Source organism: Paenibacillus sp. AR247, from assembly GCF_002968895.1.
Classification (GTDB): domain Bacteria; phylum Bacillota; class Bacilli; order Paenibacillales; family Paenibacillaceae; genus Paenibacillus_AQ; species Paenibacillus_AQ favisporus.
Genome location: NZ_PCZT01000024.1, coordinates 333,386 through 349,846, shown reverse-complemented (window position 1 = coordinate 349,846; position 16,461 = coordinate 333,386). Strand labels below are relative to the sequence as shown.

15 protein-coding genes and 4 pseudogenes are annotated in these 16,461 nt (G+C 54.5%); 14 read left to right on the top strand and 5 right to left on the bottom strand.

What is annotated here, in order from left to right:
• The 6 genes and pseudogenes from CPT76_RS40950 to CPT76_RS32530 all read left to right on the top strand — a co-directional run.
• Positions 1-160: pseudogene (locus CPT76_RS40950) on the top strand (sugar ABC transporter permease); the annotation flags it as partial.
• Positions 154-1,044: a carbohydrate ABC transporter permease gene (locus CPT76_RS32550; protein ID WP_105445821.1), complete on the top strand. Its 891-nt coding sequence runs from the start codon at positions 154-156 to the stop codon at positions 1,042-1,044. The pseudogene CPT76_RS40950 and the gene CPT76_RS32550, both read left to right, overlap by 7 nt.
• 37 nt (positions 1,045-1,081) lie before the next feature.
• Positions 1,082-2,632 (top strand): extracellular solute-binding protein, encoded by a 1,551-nt coding sequence (locus CPT76_RS32545; protein ID WP_105445820.1) that lies wholly within the window; start codon positions 1,082-1,084, stop codon positions 2,630-2,632.
• Between the two features lie 231 nt (positions 2,633-2,863).
• Positions 2,864-3,208 carry a GIY-YIG nuclease family protein gene (locus CPT76_RS32540; protein ID WP_181153198.1) on the top strand — a complete coding sequence of 115 codons (345 nt, stop codon included), beginning with the start codon at positions 2,864-2,866 and terminating at the stop codon, positions 3,206-3,208.
• A 2-nt stretch (positions 3,209-3,210) separates the two neighbouring features.
• On the top strand, positions 3,211-3,690 hold the full coding sequence (locus tag CPT76_RS32535) for a DUF6530 family protein (protein ID WP_105445818.1): 480 nt from the start codon (positions 3,211-3,213) through the stop codon (positions 3,688-3,690).
• A gap of 154 nt (positions 3,691-3,844) precedes the next feature.
• Positions 3,845-4,831: pseudogene (locus CPT76_RS32530) on the top strand (MATE family efflux transporter); the annotation flags it as partial.
• Positions 4,832-5,268: 437 nt separating this feature from the next.
• On the opposite strand, the gene CPT76_RS32520 reads toward CPT76_RS32530, so the two are convergent.
• Together CPT76_RS32520 and CPT76_RS38095 are read right to left on the bottom strand one after the other, a co-directional pair.
• Positions 5,269-6,369, bottom strand: coding sequence for a helix-turn-helix domain-containing protein (locus CPT76_RS32520; RefSeq protein ID WP_181153197.1), 1,101 nt, complete (start codon positions 6,367-6,369; stop codon positions 5,269-5,271).
• A complete protein-coding gene (locus CPT76_RS38095; protein WP_181153196.1) occupies positions 6,257-7,543 on the bottom strand; it encodes a hypothetical protein in 1,287 nt (428 codons plus the stop codon). The genes CPT76_RS32520 and CPT76_RS38095 overlap by 113 nt, the downstream gene beginning before the upstream one ends.
• A 303-nt stretch (positions 7,544-7,846) precedes the next feature.
• On the opposite strand from CPT76_RS38095, the pseudogene CPT76_RS32515 reads away from it, so the two are divergent.
• From CPT76_RS32515 to CPT76_RS32480, 8 genes and pseudogenes are all read left to right on the top strand, one after another.
• A pseudogene (locus CPT76_RS32515) lies at positions 7,847-8,636 on the top strand (ABC transporter permease); the annotation flags it as partial.
• A pseudogene (locus CPT76_RS32510) lies at positions 8,629-8,877 on the top strand (MATE family efflux transporter); the annotation flags it as partial. The pseudogenes CPT76_RS32515 and CPT76_RS32510, both read left to right, overlap by 8 nt.
• A gap of 40 nt (positions 8,878-8,917) precedes the next feature.
• Positions 8,918-9,301: a hypothetical protein gene (locus tag CPT76_RS32505; protein ID WP_105445814.1), complete on the top strand. Its 384-nt coding sequence runs from the start codon at positions 8,918-8,920 to the stop codon at positions 9,299-9,301.
• A gap of 185 nt (positions 9,302-9,486) precedes the next feature.
• Complete coding sequence (locus CPT76_RS32500; RefSeq protein WP_105445846.1) at positions 9,487-9,882, top strand: VOC family protein; 396 nt, start codon at positions 9,487-9,489, stop codon at positions 9,880-9,882.
• A 292-nt stretch (positions 9,883-10,174) separates the two neighbouring features.
• Complete coding sequence (locus CPT76_RS32495; protein ID WP_258169029.1) at positions 10,175-11,605, top strand: NAD(P)/FAD-dependent oxidoreductase; 1,431 nt, start codon at positions 10,175-10,177, stop codon at positions 11,603-11,605.
• A gap of 91 nt (positions 11,606-11,696) precedes the next feature.
• Positions 11,697-12,734, top strand: coding sequence for a zinc-binding alcohol dehydrogenase family protein (locus CPT76_RS32490; protein ID WP_105445813.1), 1,038 nt, complete (start codon positions 11,697-11,699; stop codon positions 12,732-12,734).
• 105 nt (positions 12,735-12,839) lie between these two features.
• Positions 12,840-13,283 carry a winged helix-turn-helix transcriptional regulator gene (locus CPT76_RS32485; protein ID WP_105445812.1) on the top strand — a complete coding sequence of 148 codons (444 nt, stop codon included), beginning with the start codon at positions 12,840-12,842 and terminating at the stop codon, positions 13,281-13,283.
• Positions 13,284-13,364: 81 nt separating this feature from the next.
• The gene (locus CPT76_RS32480) at positions 13,365-13,811 is read left to right on the top strand and encodes a Dps family protein (protein ID WP_105445811.1); all 447 of its coding nucleotides are present in this window, start codon (positions 13,365-13,367) and stop codon (positions 13,809-13,811) included.
• Between the two features lie 18 nt (positions 13,812-13,829).
• On the opposite strand, the gene CPT76_RS41725 is transcribed toward CPT76_RS32480, so the two are convergent.
• The 3 genes from CPT76_RS41725 to CPT76_RS32470 form a co-directional block, all read right to left on the bottom strand.
• A complete protein-coding gene (locus CPT76_RS41725; protein WP_308737709.1) occupies positions 13,830-14,600 on the bottom strand; it encodes a 3'-5' exonuclease in 771 nt (256 codons plus the stop codon).
• Entirely contained in the window at positions 14,546-15,898 is a 1,353-nt protein-coding gene (locus CPT76_RS32475) for a HelD family protein (protein ID WP_308737708.1), read from the bottom strand. The genes CPT76_RS41725 and CPT76_RS32475 overlap by 55 nt, the downstream gene beginning before the upstream one ends.
• A gap of 170 nt (positions 15,899-16,068) precedes the next feature.
• Positions 16,069-16,461: WYL domain-containing protein (locus CPT76_RS32470; protein WP_181153194.1), on the bottom strand; the 393-nt coding region annotated here is incomplete at its 5' end.

Below are 16,461 nucleotides of genomic sequence, written 5' to 3'. Positions count from 1 at the left end.
GGCGGACATCATCAGCACCTATGTGTACCGGGTCGGGATGGAGCAGGGGAACTTCAGCTACGCCTCTTCCATCGATCTGTTCATGGGGTTCATCAGCTTCATCTTTATTTTTTCGGCCAACTTTATCAGCCGCAGACTGGGGGGAACCAGCCTATGGTAAGTGCAAGGGAGGTTCGCGGCCGCCGCAGGATCAGCCTGTTTACCATCGTCAACACGCTGATTCTGCTCGGTGTCGCCGCCGTGACGCTGTATCCGTTCGTTTACATGCTTGCGGTTTCGCTCAGCGGGGACGTGTACGTCATGAAGGGAGAGGTCACGCTGTGGCCAAAAGGTTTTAATCTCCGGATGTACGATCTGGTGCTGGGAGACCCGAAAATTTGGTCGGCCTACCGGAACACGATCATCTACACCGTGCTGGGCACGGCGATTGCGATGATCATTACGTCCATGGGCGCTTATGCGCTGTCCCGGAGCGACATGACGTTTCATAAAGGCTTTACGCTATTGATCGTGTTTACGATGTTTTTCAGCGGGGGCATGATCCCGACGTTTCTGGTGGTCCGCTCGCTCGGGCTGGTTGATACGATCTGGGGCATGGTACTGCCGGGAGCGGTCAGCACGTGGAATCTCATTCTGATGCGGACGTTCTTCAGCGGCATTCCGAAGGAGCTGGAGGAATCGGGACGGATCGACGGGCTGAACGACATCGGCATCTTCTTCCGCATCATCGTGCCGTTATCCAAGCCGGTGTTCGCTACGATCTCATTGTTCTATGCGGTAGGCATCTGGAACAACTTCATGAATCCGCTGCTGTATTTACGCAATCCCGACCTGTTCCCGCTTCAGGTCATTCTCCGCAATCTGGTGCTTGCCGGAAGCGTCAGCTCCGGGCAGGTGACGCAGATCGGCGGAGACAACATGGTGGTCGAGGATTCACTGAAGTTTGCGACGATCATGGTATCCACCATTCCGATCCTGATCATATATCCGTTCGTCCAGAAATATTTTGTGAAAGGGTCGATGATCGGCGCGGTGAAGGGATAACTGTGATGTTCCAATTTTGATCAAAGGGGCGAAACGAATGAAGAAAAGAAAGATCGCTTCAGCGCTGCTGGCCGCACTGCTGATCGTCATTGCCGCAGCCGGATGCACCAGCGGGAAGAAGGAAGAGACGAGTACGACACCAAATGCCGGAACCGGGGGACAGAAGGAGACGGTCACCTTAACGGCTCTCCTTGACAACAATGCGACCTTCCCGTACAGCAAGGATTGGCCGATCTGGAAGTGGATTCAGGAAAAAACCGGGGTCACGCTGAACGTACAGACGCCTTCGGGCAAGCTGAGCGACACGCTGAACCTCGTCATGGCCTCGGCCAATCTCCCGGACCTCATGTATATGTCGAGCCGCAGGGACTCCAACAAATACGGGGACCAGGGCGCGCTGGAAAATATTTTGGACCATGTCGACCAAATGCCGAACCTGAAAAAGTGGATGGAGCAGTATCCGGAGGAAGCCAAGGCCGCGCTGTCCGCGGACGGTAAAATGTATATGTTCCCGAACCAAGGCTTTGGGGAGACAAACCGGATGATCTGGCTGTACCGCGAGGATGTGTTCAAGAAAAACGGACTGCAGCCGCCTAAGACCTATGAGGAGCTGCACCAGGTGCTGAAAAAGCTGAAGCAGCTGTACCCGGACAGCTATCCGCTGTCGATGCGCTTCGGGCAAATACCGGATGAGATGTACGCCAACCTGACGACCAACTTCGATACGGGCACGGATGTGTATTACGATTTTGACGACAACAAGTGGAAGTTCGGACCGACCGAGGATAACTACAAGAAAATGGTGGAGATGTGGCATACTTTCTATGAGGAAGGACTGATTCCGCCGGATTTCCTGTCGATCCAGACCAAGCAGTGGCAGGACGTCATGTCCACGGGCCAATCCTTTGTGACGATCGATTACATCAGCCGCGTCGACTTCTTCAACAACGCGATGCGCAAGGATAATCCGGAGTACAGCCTGCAGTTCATGGCGCCGCCGGCAGGACTGCCGGGCATGAAACAGCTGAACCCGTATTTCCACTATCTTGAGGGCGGTCTGACCGTTGCCTCGAGCTCCAAGCATAAAGACGAAATTATGAAGTACATGGACTTTTTCTACAGTGAAGATGGGCGAAACTTAAGCAGCTGGGGCAAGGAAGGCGAGACTTATACGGTGGAAAACGGGGAAAAGAAATTTAAGCCGGAGTATACCGACGTGACGGAAATGCGGAAGCAGACCGGCCTGCAGACGAGCGGCACGTATACGTGGATCGATTTCAATGCGCATCTGTCGCTGTTCTCGGGCGATTTGAAGAAGGCCTATGAGGAAGCGGCCAAATACGATCCGCCGGCGATGCAGCCGAAGCCGGCCTTTACCGACACGGAGAACGAGGTGCTGTCGGTGACCGGGCAGGCTGTGAAGAAATACCGCGAAGAGAACTTCTCCAAGTTCGTCCTGGGCACGCGGAAATTAAGCGAGTGGGATAAATATGTGGAGGAAATCAACGGCCTCGGCGTCCAAAAGCTGATCGACACCTATACGGCGGCGCAGCAGCGGGTGGAGCAGGCGAAGCTGGAAAATAAATAGGAAGGCGCGAGGTTGCGCCGATTCCCTGAGGCACCTGGCTAACGGCCGGGTGCTTTTTTTCTTTTAAGGCAATTTCCCCATCACAAAAGGGCGGATGCCGATATTCCATCCCAAAGGTTTTCCAAATTCCTTGACAGGATACAATATCTGTAATATAAATGATCTAGTTATTTAGTAAATTACTGATTTAGTAAATTACTAAATATTAATCGGGAAGGTGAGATGAATCGGATGGATAAAAGCCGCAGGGCGGAGCTGATCGCCCAATACAAAGAAATGAAACCCCAAATGGGCGTATATATGCTCAAGTGTGTCCCTTCCGGACGCATCTATCTGGGTTCCACGCAGGATATGAAAAGTATGCTGAACCGGCATCAGTTTATGTTAAGATCCGGGCTGCACAAATGCAAGGAGCTGCAGCGGGAATGGAACGAATACGGGGAGAGCCAGTTTGAAGTGAAGGTTGTGGACACGCTCGCCTACGACAAAGATGAGTCCAAAACCGACTATACGGAGGACCTGGAGCTCCTGCGCGACATCTGGAAAGATAAATTAGAACATGTGGAGATGATCTAACCATGAGGATCCCAACAACGTTAAAACATAAACCGGTCATCGTATCCGAGAATTACGAAAACATCGACGGCAGAAAGGCGTACAGCACGGATGCCAAGGGGTTGTCCCTGGGCCTTGCCCAGTGGAACGAGCGCGGGAAGGTGGACATTTCCGCCAAGGTCTGGCGTTATACCGGCGAGAAATGGTCGCGCCAATCCGAAGAGCTTCCGATGCACCGGGTGCTGGATCTGGCGATTCTGATCCTGCGCAGCAGCGCTTACTTCAGCGAGGCGTACCGCTATCCCAAGCTGTATGATCCGGAAGAGACGACCATCGACCGTGTAGGGGTACAGGGCGATGCCATGGAAGTGGCGGTATGCACGGACAATCCGATGATCGACGAGGATATCAAGCTGTTTGCCCAAGCGCTGAACGAAGACGGCGAGCTGTTGGGCGAGCGGTTCCGCATTTTGTCCCGCCTGCTCAAGGACATGGGCTATTGATGAGCATGCGGAAACCTTTCAAATGGATGATCATTAAAGGAGATGGTTTTACATGAGTTCTACCGAGCAAGGTTTAAAAGGCGCCTCCGGTGCCGTGCCATCCGAGAGGCCGGGGCCGGGTGCTCCCGACAAGAAGGATACGGTACTGCGGGCCATGATCGCCTTCCTTATCCCCCTTATTCTGAGCAACGCCCTGCAGTCCGTCGGCCAGCTGGTCGGCAGCATCGTCGTGGGGCGCTGGATCGGGGTTGAGGCACTGGCGGCGATATCCGCGTTTTTCCCGTTATTTTTTCTGGTCATATCCTTTGTGATCGGGATCGGCTCCGGTAGTGCCATTCTGATCGGTCAGGCTTACGGTGCCCGCAACGAGGAGAAGCTTAAGGCGGTCGTCGGCACGACGCTGACTTTCACAGTCATCCTCGGCATCGTCCTGGCGGTGCTGGGGGGCATCTTTACCGAGGACATTTTGCTTCTGATCGGAACCCCGTCCAACATCATCGACATTTCCGTACATTATGCCCGCATCATGTTCTGGAGCCTGCCGTTTTTGTTCCTGTATGCGGTCTATACGACATTTATGCGCGGAACAGGCGATTCGAAAACGCCGTTTTATTTTCTGATCGTCAGTACGGCGCTGAACCTGATTCTGCTGCCCGTGCTGATCTTCGGCTGGATCGGGCTGCCCAAGCTCGGCCTGTACGGTGCAGCTTATGCGAATCTCGTCTCCACGATCGTGACCTTTATCGCGATGCTCTGGTATCTCCGCTGGAAGAAGCACCCGCTGCAGTTCGACGCTTCGGTGCGCAGGCACCTGGGGATGGACCGGGAAATGCTGAAGCTGCTGCTTCGTCTCGGCATTCCCTCCAGCATCAGCATGATTCTGGTGTCGCTGTCCGAGATTGCGGTCATCATATTTGTCAACCGGTTCGGCTCGGACGCAACCGCCGCCTACGGCGCGGGGAACCAGGTGGCGAGTTACGTCCAGATGCCGGCGATTAGCTTGGGCATGACCGTATCGGTGCTGGGAGCGCAGTCGATCGGGGCCGGTCAGCTGGACCGGCTGAAACAGGTCATCCGCGTGGGTATTATGCTCAACTATATCATTGGGGCCATCATCATTATCCCGGTGTACCTGTTCTCACCCACATGTGATGGCGGCAGGCCCTGCTAAGGTTCGGCGGCCGTTCATGCCATTAATCTTTAAGCACCGTCACTCCAACCTCGACCCAGCGGAGTGGGCGGAATCGATCTGGAGAAGCGAAGCGGTCGCCTTTGTCTTTGGATTTCACCCTTGGTATGTTTCCGGTCAAGAAATCCAAAGACAACAGCGATCGGAAGAACGATCCGTACACGGAGCGTCCACTCGAGCGCCGAAGTGCCACGAAGCATCAGCAAGTATCAGTGCCAACGGAGCGTCCACCCGAGCTCCGAAGTACCACGAAGCATCAGCAAGCATCAATGCCAACGGAGCGTCCATCCGAGCGCCGAAGTACCAGCTTTAATATGAGCTGTCATTTACCGGACGCCTGCCTGCACCAACGCTGCCCGATTGCCCAGCCTGCCCGCCATCACTCCCCTCTACGACGCATATTTGCGCCGATACTCCCCAGGCGTAATGCCCGCATGCCGCTTGAACATGCGGATAAACGAGTTTACGTTGCGGTAGCCGACCCGGGCCGCCACGTCCTGGATGCGCAGATCCAGGTTCTGCAGCAGCTCCTTGGCGGTCCGGATGCGCAGGTCGTTCAGATAATCGCTGAAATTGACGCCCGTCTTCTCCTTGAAGTACGTCGACAGATAGCCGGACGTAATGTTCAGCTTGTCGGCTATCATGTCGAGGTTGATGTCCTCGTCCAGATGCGTGCACATATACTCCTTCACGAACGATGTGATCGGATCATGATCCTCCGTCTTGCGCCGGATTCCCTGCAGCACGGGGTGCAGCAGGTCCGTGAACCAGCGCTCGTACTGCGCCCGGCAGTAGAAGCGCCGGGTCTCCTCGAGCGGCGGGCGGCCGCCGGCATCGGCTGATGCAGCCGCGGGAAGCTGGCGCAGCGCTTTATCCAGCTCGCCCGCCACATCTTTGGCGAACTGCCGGTAGTCGCTGGCTACCGCCTGCTTCTTCTCGAGCTGGTCCAGGCTGCGCCGGACCCATTCCTGCATGCCTTCCTCGCTGCCGCTCATCAGGCGGGTTTGGAACTCCTGCTCCCACATCGCTTTGAGGTAGCGCTCGCCTCGCGCTCCGCCGTCAGGGGCGTCCGGCCGAATCCACTGCGTTTCATCCACCAGGCGGCGCAGCTTCAGCCGCTCCTGGACCTGCTCATACGCAGCCGTAAAGTCCGCCCCCGCCGGCTGAACGGCTCCATGGGCCATCGTGACGAGATAGCTGTCGCGGTCCACGGAGAACACCTGCAGCAGCCGCTGCATGTACGGGGCAAGATCCGCTTCCGGATCGGGCAGGAACAGCAGCGTGAGGATCTGGTGGGGCTCGGTCTGGATCGTGACAGCGTCGGGAAAAGCCTGACGCCATACATTGTCGACGTACACGCGGAGGTAATAAGAGCCTTTACCCGTTTTCTGCTGATAATGCTCGAAGGCATCCTTGAACAGCACCTGGTAGACCACCACCACATAAGGCAGGCTCGTATCGGTCAGCTCCTGGATCTCCTTCAGGTTCATATGGATGTTCTTTAGCTTGTTGGTGTAGGCGTAATGCCGGAGCATGGAGTTTTTGCGTGCCAGATCGCGCGAAATGCTTTGGTGGGAGATGCGCATGTGGTGCATTTTTCGCGTGATCAGCTCGATTTCGCGTAACGGGTTCGTTATCCGTGCCGCTGCCGGCGTCGGTCTCGTAGCCCTTCAGTTCGTCGACGATGAGCCGAATCGGCTGGTGCATGCGCCGGCTGAACAGGAAGGTCAGCACGATCAGGACGCCGACGATGGCGAGCAGTGACAGCAGGATCAGGTTCAGATTGAGGAGCTGGCCGGAAATGCTCTGGACCGGAACCCGGCTGACATAGGTGAAACCCGTACCGGCCCCCTTTTTATAAAAATAATAGTAATCCTTCGTTTGCATATAGGAGCGGCTCGGGTCAAACGAAGTGACCAGACCCGAATTGATGTCGGCCGACGTCTGGTAGAGCGGCTCCCCGTCAGCATTCAAAATATAAAACTGGTCGCTGATCGAAACGTGCAGGTCCTGCGTCAGCTTTTGGGCATCGATCATGACGATGAAGTACATGTCGCGGTAAGGCATCATTTTAATGATCATGGGCATCAGTATGCCTTTGGACACCGTATGGCCCGCCGTGTTCTCGGTAAAGGCGGCAGCCGGAAACACGCGGTATGCGTACGATTCGTCAAATTGGCGGTCCCAAAACTCCGGCGGGTAGGAAGGGCTAATGTAATACGTGCTAAACATCGCTTTTGCGCTGCTTGTCCCGTCCTTCTCGATGACGTAGGCATCGCTGCGGAAGTCAATGATGAGGTTGTCAATATAAAGGAAGGGATTCGTGTACAGCTGCTTCATCTCGGCAATGACGTCGTTGACGTAGCCATAAGCCTTGTTGACTCTGGCATGCCGGAGCAAATTGATGTGGGTCGCCCAGAGGCCGTTCTGGTTCAGACCGAGCACCATTTCCCGGGTCAGCCGAAAATGATCCTCATAGCCCTCCACCGCGTGATTAATGCTCAGCTCGTTGTACTTGACGATCTCCTGGTGGATCTGGCGTTTTAAATAGAAGAAGGAAACCAGGTTGAAGGCGGCAAGAAGCAAGATGACGGCCAGAAATCCAAGCAGCAATTTCGTGAAAAGCGTCGTATACCCCAGTTTTTTCGTCAGCATGAGTGACATCTTTTGAACACCTCCGGCAATGTGCGCTCTGTTACCTATATCATAAGATTTATTTTCGCGTTCAAACAATATTCACCTTTTCGGGTATCTCTACAATCTTCCGGCTGACCCCGGAAAAAGGGGATATCCTCACAAACGTGCAGATTTATTTATGGAGAAGCGTTCAAGTATGATTCGGGTACAGGGTTTCACGGCCCATGACCAAAGAGGGAGGTGCGCATGTGGGTGAAACAAGCACAATCGGAAGTATCGGGAATCGTTGAAGCAGGCCTGCCGGGCCTGAACGTAAAGCGCCGCAGCGGCATGACCATGCAGAGCAGGCTGAAGCGGGCCTGGAGACGAAGCAAATACTTATGGCTGCTGTTTCTCCCGTGCCTGCTGTATTACGCGATTTTTAAGTATGCACCGATGTTCGGCCTCGTGATTACATTCAAAAACTACAACGTGTTCAAGGGCATTTGGGCGAGCGAGTGGGTGGGCTTCAAGTATTACCGGATGTTTTTCGAGAACCCGGATTTCTGGGTGCTGATGAAAAACACGGTGCTGCTCGGCGTTTACAAGCTGGTCTTCGGCTTCCCGGCGCCCATCATTCTGGCCCTGCTGCTGAACGAAGTCCGGAATGCCGTGTTCAAAAAATGGGTGCAGACCGTCAGCTACCTGCCGCATTTCATTTCCAACGTCATCGTGGCCAGCATGGTGATCATGTTCCTGTCCCCGAATGGGGGGATCATCAATGAGCTGATTACCGCGCTTGGCGGCAAGCCGGTCAACTTCATGATGGAGCCGGGATGGTTCCGGCCGGTCTATGTCCTGTCGGAAATCTGGCAGCACATCGGATGGGAGACGATCATCTTCCTGGCGGCGCTGACCGCGGTCGATCCGCAGCTGTATGAAGCGGCCAGCATCGACGGAGCGAACCGGTGGCGGAAACTGTGGCATGTGACGCTGCCCGGCATTGCCCCGACCATCATGATCATCCTGATCCTTGATATCGGGAAGTGCTCGAGATCGGCTTCGAGAAAGTNTTTCNGATGTATAACCCGGCATTTACGATACGGCGGACATCATCAGCACCTATGTGTACCGGGTCGGGACAGATTTACGGGGCGACGATGCGGTCCAGCGGCACAGTGCTGTGGCCGACGGTGTTCAACATCGTGTCGATCTGGTGCGTAGAGGTCCCTGTGGCCTATGTGCTCTCGTACCATACAAGCCTTGGCATCGAAGGCATTTGGATCGGGTATCCGGCAGCGTTCATCGCCAGCTTCATTCTGGTGTACAGCTACTACCGCTTCTCATGGAAAAAGAAGCAGATTACGCGGCTCGTTCACTAGCAGGGAGTACTTCAGAACTGCGGAACCTGGGGGGACCGGCATGAAGGGGAAAAGGCTAGCGTTATCGCTGATCATCGCTTTTGTGGCTGCGTACATCGGGTTTGGGGCTTGGGTCGCCCTTGATACGAAACGGATATTGGTGGCAGCCATGAGCGGGGATCCGGGCTATACCGAATACATGGATGAGGCTGTCTATCATGACATCCATCCGGTCCAGCGAGGCATGACGAACAAGGACTATGCGTATGACCCCGCCGTTCACGACATCGGCTTCGTATTTCCGCTGCATTTCTTCGGAGTATCTCTGGCTTATGTGACCCAGCAGTACTCCGGTGAGCCTTTCGGGTTCAGGGAGCCGGTCCGTCTGACGCTTAAGCTTAAATCCGGAAAATGGTATGCGACCGGTGCATCCATTCAACCTTAAAAACAAATACAGATCGATAACGATAGCAAAGGGCTGCTCGAACGGGGCGAAGATGACCGTGGAAGCAGCTCTTTTTTGTATTAAAAAACTTTTTGAACGTTTTTTTGCTTCCGTGTCGAATTCGCCGACAAGCATTCGTCGTATTGATGTAAAGACAAAAAACAGGTGAAAGGTTGTTGAACAATATGGGAGCACAAATGAACGCTTATCTGATGTCGGTGGATGCAAGAAGCCAGGCGAATTACTATATCGAGGCCCTAGGCGGGGAAATCCAGTTTGTCAGTACATACGGAGACGCGCCCGGAGCGCCTGAGGCGATGAAGGATAAAGTGATGCACTTGGCAGTAACGGTGGCGGGAGCGAATCCGCTGATGCTGTCCGACGCGTTTGAACCGGTTTCGTATAACCGCAGCGTCAGCCTTTCTTTAACGTATACCGATGAGGAGGAAGCCAGAGCGGCCTATACCAAGCTGAGTGAGGGCGGAGAAAGCAAATATCCTTTTGCCCTTCAGCCATGGGGCGCTTATTATGGTGAGGTCATTGACCGATTCGGTGTAACGTGGATGATTACGAAGATGTAATGGCGGGAACGAAACCCGGCAAATATAACGATGGGAAGCAGCAGATAAAGCAGTTCAAGGAAGGCAGCCGCCATGAGGATCGGCTGTCTTTTTGCTGCAGTGAACAGCCGGGAACCGTTGATCAACCGGCGTCAAACTTACCTTTTTCCCCTTCGTTAAGGGAACGAATAGGGTTCCAAAAAAGCCAAAAAGAAAGTTTTTTAAAATTAGTGAGTTGTAAAAACTAACTAAGTATTGTATTATGACTTACATAGAAACGAGCACAACATATGAGCGCTCAGCAAAGCAGATCATGACGAGAAAAAAATTAAGCAAGAGCTTCATTCGAGAAGGGATGGATCATCCGATGATCAAGGAAACGTTCGATGCGTTAATTATCGGCTTTGGCAAAGGCGGAAAAACGTTGGCCCCCTTTCTGGCCGAGCAGGGATTGAAAGTCGCCGTCGTGGAAAAGTCACCCCTGATGTATGGCGGAACCTGCATCAATATCGGCTGCATTCCAACAAAGGCGCTGGCCTATCAGTCGCATATCGTTTCGCAGGAGGAAGGGAACGGTCCGGAGTCCCGGCAGGCGAAGTATGCGCGCGCCCTTCAGGAGAAAGATGAGCTGGTTACCCTGCTGCGCGGCAAGAACTTCAATAACCTGAACAGCCATCCGGGGATCACGGTATTGACCGGGACGGCTTCGTTCCAATCCCCGCACGAGGTTCGGGTGAAAACGGAAGCTGGGACCATCCTCGCCGAGGCCGAGCGGATTTTCATCAATACGGGGGCAAAGCCGGTCCTTTCCGACATTCCCGGGATTGACGGAGCTCATGTCTATACGAGCACGGAAATGCTGGACTTGGCGAAGCTGCCTTCCCGGTTGGCCATCATCGGCGGCGGCTATATCGGACTGGAATTCGCCTCCATCTATGCAGGCTTCGGCTCAGAGGTGACCGTTCTTGAGAATGGCGGCGTATTTATGCCGAGAGAGGACCGGGAGATTGCCGAAGAGGTCAAAAAGGTGCTGGAGGCCAAGGGCATCCGCTTCCGGCTGCAGACCAAGGTGTCCCGGATTACGGAACAAGGGGAATCCGTTCAGCTGCTGCTGTCCACGCCTGACGGTGAGGACACGCTCCAAGCGGATGCCGTACTGGTCGCCACCGGAAGACAGGCGAATACGGACGGGCTGAATCTTGAAGCCGCAGGCGTTGAAGTGACGGAGCGAGGTTTCGTCCGGGTCGACGAGACGCTTCAGACCAATGTGCCGCATATCTGGGCGATCGGCGACGTGAACGGAGGCCCGCAGTTTACGTACATTTCGCTGGACGACTACCGGATTCTCAAGAATCAATTGTTCGGCGACCGGACGCGTACGACCGGCGACCGGCGATTCGTCCCTTACTCCGTGTTTATCGATCCTCCGCTGGCCCAAGTCGGGTATACGGAACAGGAGGCGCTGAAGCGGGGACACACCGTGAAAACGGCAAAATTACCTGTTACCGCATCGACGAGGGCACGCCAGCTGAAACAGACGGAAGGTCTGCTGAAGGCGGTCGTCGACGCCGAAACGGACCGTCTGCTCGGGTTCACCATGTTCGGTGCGGAGTCCAGCGAGGTTGTGAACATCGTGTCTGTGTTCATGCAGTCCGGGCAGCCGTACACTGTCCTCCGCGATACCATTTTTACGCATCCGTCGATGGCGGAGACGATTAACGACTTGCTCGGTGCGATCCAATGAGCTCCTCTACGAGCTCATCGCTTACATATTGACGGATACAATACCATTCAGCTTCACACGATAAATCACATTTATAAGGGAGAGAACAACCATGACGAAAGTAAAAGAGACGATGAAAGCCGTAGGCCTGTATAAGTATTTACCGATTGATCATCAAGAAAGCCTGATTGACGTCGAGCTGGATAAACCGGTGCCGACAGGCAAGGATTTGCTGGTGAAAGTCCACGCCATCTCAGTGAATCCTGTCGATTATAAAGTCCGTTCGCCTAAAGACCGCGTGGAGAGCGTGCCAAAAGTGCTGGGATGGGACGTCGCGGGCGTCGTCGAGCAGGTAGGTCCGGATGTCACGTTGTTTAAGCCGGGCGATGAAGTGTACTATGCCGGCAGCATTACGCGTCCTGGCGGCAACAGCGAATTTCATCTGGTGGACGAACGAATTGTGGGTAAGAAGCCATCCACGCTGGATTTTGCACAGGCGGCGGCGCTGCCGTTAACGACCATTACAGCCTGGGAAAGCTTGTACGACCGGCTTGGTGTCCCCAAGAACCAGGCGGACAACACCGGCAAAACCATCCTGATTATCGGAGCAGCCGGCGGGGTCGGATCGATTGCGACACAGCTCTCCAAATATTCCGGCCTGACGGTCATCGGCACGGCTTCCCGGCCGGAATCGGCCGATTGGGTGAAAGGGCTGGGGGCGGACTACGTCATCAACCATTTTGAAGCGTTCCTGCCGCAGCTTAAGGCGGTCGGCATCGAGCAGGTCGATTACATCCTCTGCTTGAACAGCACGGAGAAGCATTGGGCGAACATGGCGGAAGCGATCGCGCCGCAAGGCAAGATTTGCTCGATCGTGGAGACGGATGAATTGCTCAACCTGACTCTGCTCAAGAATAAAAGCGTCACGTTCGTATGGGAGCTCATGTTTACCCGTTCCACGTACCAAACGCCGGATATGATCGAGCAGCACAAGCTGCTGGACGAAGTCGCACGCCTCGTGGACGAGGGCGTCATCCGGACCACTACAAGCGAGACGCTGACACCGATCAATGCCGCCAGTCTTCGCAAGGCCCATGCTCTGCTGGAGACCGGCCGTACGGTGGGCAAGGTCGTACTGGAAGGATTCTGACGGGAGCCGCGCGGGGGCCGATTTGCTAGAAGCGGTCATTTGTGGCACTGTAGGATTAGAAGGCAGTACCACATTTGAGGCAAAGATACACGGGGGGTCATGGATATGCCGAAGAATATTTACAACCTGGATTGCAACATTGCGCAGACATTGAACATCGTTGGCGATCGATGGTCTTTGATGATCATACATGAAATTTTGGTCGGTAAAAAAACGTTCAACGAGATCAAACAGGGGCTGGCGACGATCTCTGCGAATGTGTTATCCGAGCGGCTCAGACAGCTGGAGGAGGACGGGCTGATCGTATCCAATCTGTACTCTGCGCATCCTCCGCGGTATGAGTATGAATTGACGGAAAGCGGACGGGATATGGAAATGATCTTTCATGCTTTTATCTTATGGGGAGGGAAGCACCTGGATAAATGCTATAAAAGCCTGAAGCATACCGCCTGCGGCCACGAAGTCGAACTCCGCCATTATTGCCCGCACTGCGAATCGAACGTGGATGACATTACCGTTGTCCCCGTAGAAGACGCCAAGCAGCCGTAACGAACGGCCGCCGCAAAAGCTTCTTAGTCAGCCAGATCGCCTAAGGCGGTCCATTACATATAAAGAAGGGATGGATGACAAATGGCAAACACAACAATTACGCTGGAACAGGTATTGAATCAGCAGGTGGCGAACTTCAGCATTCTTCACGTTAAAATCCATAACTACCATTGGTACGTAAAAGGGGAACAGTTCTTCACGCTCCATGCGAAGTTCGAAGATCTGTACAACGACATTACGCAAAAAGCGGACGACATCGCCGAACGCCTCCTGACGATCAAGGGAAGACCGGCCGCGACGATCAAAGAATATCTGGAAATCGGCACGGTAGCGGAAGCCACGGGAAAAGAGGACGCGCGCGATATGGTGCAGTCGCTTATCCATGACTTCTCTGCGGTCAGCAAGGAGCTGCAGGACGGGATCCGTTTGGCGGAAGACGCCGGCGACCATCCGACGGCAGATATGCTGATCGGGATTCAGGCGGACCTCGACAAGCACGTCTGGATGCTGGAATCTTATCTTGGATAAAAAGGAAGAGCCCGGGGACTAATGCTCCCCGGGCTCTTTTAATAACGTCGTCCGTGCCCCGCTGTGCGTCAGCGTCAGCTTATGCATCGCCCGGGTGCAGGCGATATAGAGCAGCGATCGGTCCATCTCGTTTCGGTAGACTTCGCTGCTCACGAAAGGAACGATCACCTGATCGAACTCCAGGCCTTTCGCCAAATGGGCGGATGTGACGATGATGCCCTCGCGGAACTCCTCACTGTCGAAATCCAGCAGATACAAGTTGTCAAACGCGTCCCTCAGGCGGTGATAGACCTCGTCTGCCTGGGCCTTTGTTTTGCAGACGATCCCCATGGAACGCGACCCGGAATGCACAAATTCCCGGAGGACAGACCGGATGCACTCCATTTCCTCCTCCCCGTCCGCGCAGGCAACCATCCGCGGCAGCTCGCCGTGCCGCTCAATGGGTACGACGCTGCTGTTGTCTTTGAGCTGCTGGGCAAAGGTCGTAATTTCATAGGTGGAGCGGTAGCTCTTTAACAGCTCTACCGTATCCGCGTTCGGGAACACCTTTTTGATCTCGGCAAGGGAAGAGGAGGAGTAGGGATTGACGGATTGGCCGGCATCGCCGAGGATCGTTTTGCGGCAGTTGAACAGCCTGGAAAGGACGGCGCACTGGATGGGCGTGTAATCCTGCATTTCGTCGACGATCAGATGCTTGACGAAATCAAACGGCGCCGTTCCTTCCCAGTACATTTTCAGGTAGACGAGGGGAAAGACATCCGAATATTCCAGCTTCTTCGGCCCTGCCATGCGAAGCAGATCCGGTCTGCCCAGCCAGTTGTAAAAATCCTTGTACAGCGCCAGCAGGGTGGATGCACGGAACATTTTTTAACGGCCGCCTTGATTTTGCGAATCCGGGGTACGGACAGCCTCTGTCCATCCTCGTCCCTGAGGTTTGCCGCCGCCTGGTTTGCGGCCCGCTCGAGCCTGGACTGTACGGGCATCCGGCGGGTGCCGTCATAGATGGCTCGCAGCTCCGCGGCAGAAATCCGCAGTCCGTCGATCTGCACATCCTCCGGCGCAAAATAATGCTGCTCTGCATAAGCGACAAACTCATCCAGCTTCCGGATGAAGCCGGCCGACGCCTTAAACCGGATGCGTTCGACCATGCCCGGGTCTTCTTGGTCCATCAACACGGTGACTTGCTCGTAGAACGTCTGGAAGCCGGCAATCCCCTTGAGCTCCGCTTCCGCCAGCTCCTCGAGGCGCATTTTCATCATATTTTCTTCACCAAGCTCAGGCAGAACGCTCGAAATATAATCGGAGAACACGTTGTTCGGCGAGATGATCAGCACGTTTCTTGACGTCAGCGTCTCCTTGTAGCGGTACAGCAGGAAGGCGATACGGTGCAGGGCGACCGACGTTTTTCCGGAACCGGCAACGCCCTGAATGATGAGCTCATCGGAGGTTTCATTGCGGATGATGACGTTCTGCTCCTTTTGAATCGTGGCGACGATGTTTTTCATCTTTTCGTCCGAGGTGCTGCTGAGCTCCTTCTGAAGGACGTCATCGTCGATGTTGATCGAGCTTTCGATCATATATTCCATGCGGCCGTCCCTGATTTTGTACTGCCGCTTCACCGTCAGCTCGCCCTCGATCCTCCCCAGCGGAGCTATGAAATAGGCGGGCCCGACGCCAAAATCGTAAAACATGCTGGCGACCGGCGAGCGCCAGTCGTAAATCAGATTCGTATGCCCGTCCGTCCCGGCGAAGGAATGAATCCCGATATAATAGGCATCGGCTTCTTTCAGGCCATTTTCCCGAAAGTCTACCCTGCCGAAATAAGGAGACTGGTACAGCTTATGCAGCTTCCGCTCCTTGTCGATGGCTTTCTCACCTGAGTCGATCTGAAGCGAGATGTCGACCTTGTTCGCGGCCCGCTCTGCGGGATCCAGCTGGGAAATGTTTTCCCACATATATTTTTTCGCCTCGATGACGTCGCGGTAAGAAGCGGATATTTTCCCGCGGATGTCTTCCAGCGCCCGCCCCAGCTTGTCTGTCATCGCTTCGGCATAACGCCTTTCATCGGCTTCGCTTTGGTTCAACATCTTAGACCCTCCCTGTGAAAGAATAAGTCTAAGTATAGAAAAAATCCGCCAAAAATATAGACTTATACTTCCGGCTGTAGTATTATAACTTGCACGTGGGTCCAGAAATACCTATACGGCATCACTTTATAGCATTAAAGTTATTAACGGGATAAACTACAGCCAGGTCCTTAAGGGGCCTGGCTTTTTGGTATGTCCGTTACCTGCCTGGATTCAGATTCCGGAATGCGCTCCGCGTACTGGCGCTGCATGGCGGCCAGCCGGGCGTTAACCCATTCCCGGGCTTCGGGAGGCTCTATAATGACCGCTTCGGGCCCCAACATCCAGACCATATCGGCAAAGAACGCCACGTCCTTCCAGGGAATGGATATGTCGATCCTGCCGCTGCCATCGGGCTCGCACTCGATATGAGGCTGAAGTCTGCCGTTCCCTTCCAGCATTCGGACGCCTTCCGGAGTCAGTCGGACGATGAAGTCGGTCTTCGGCGCCTTCTTCAGTTCCTCCTCATTCCAGTTAAACACCGTTTTCTCATCAACCTCATCAAGGCAGCAGACCTCTTCATT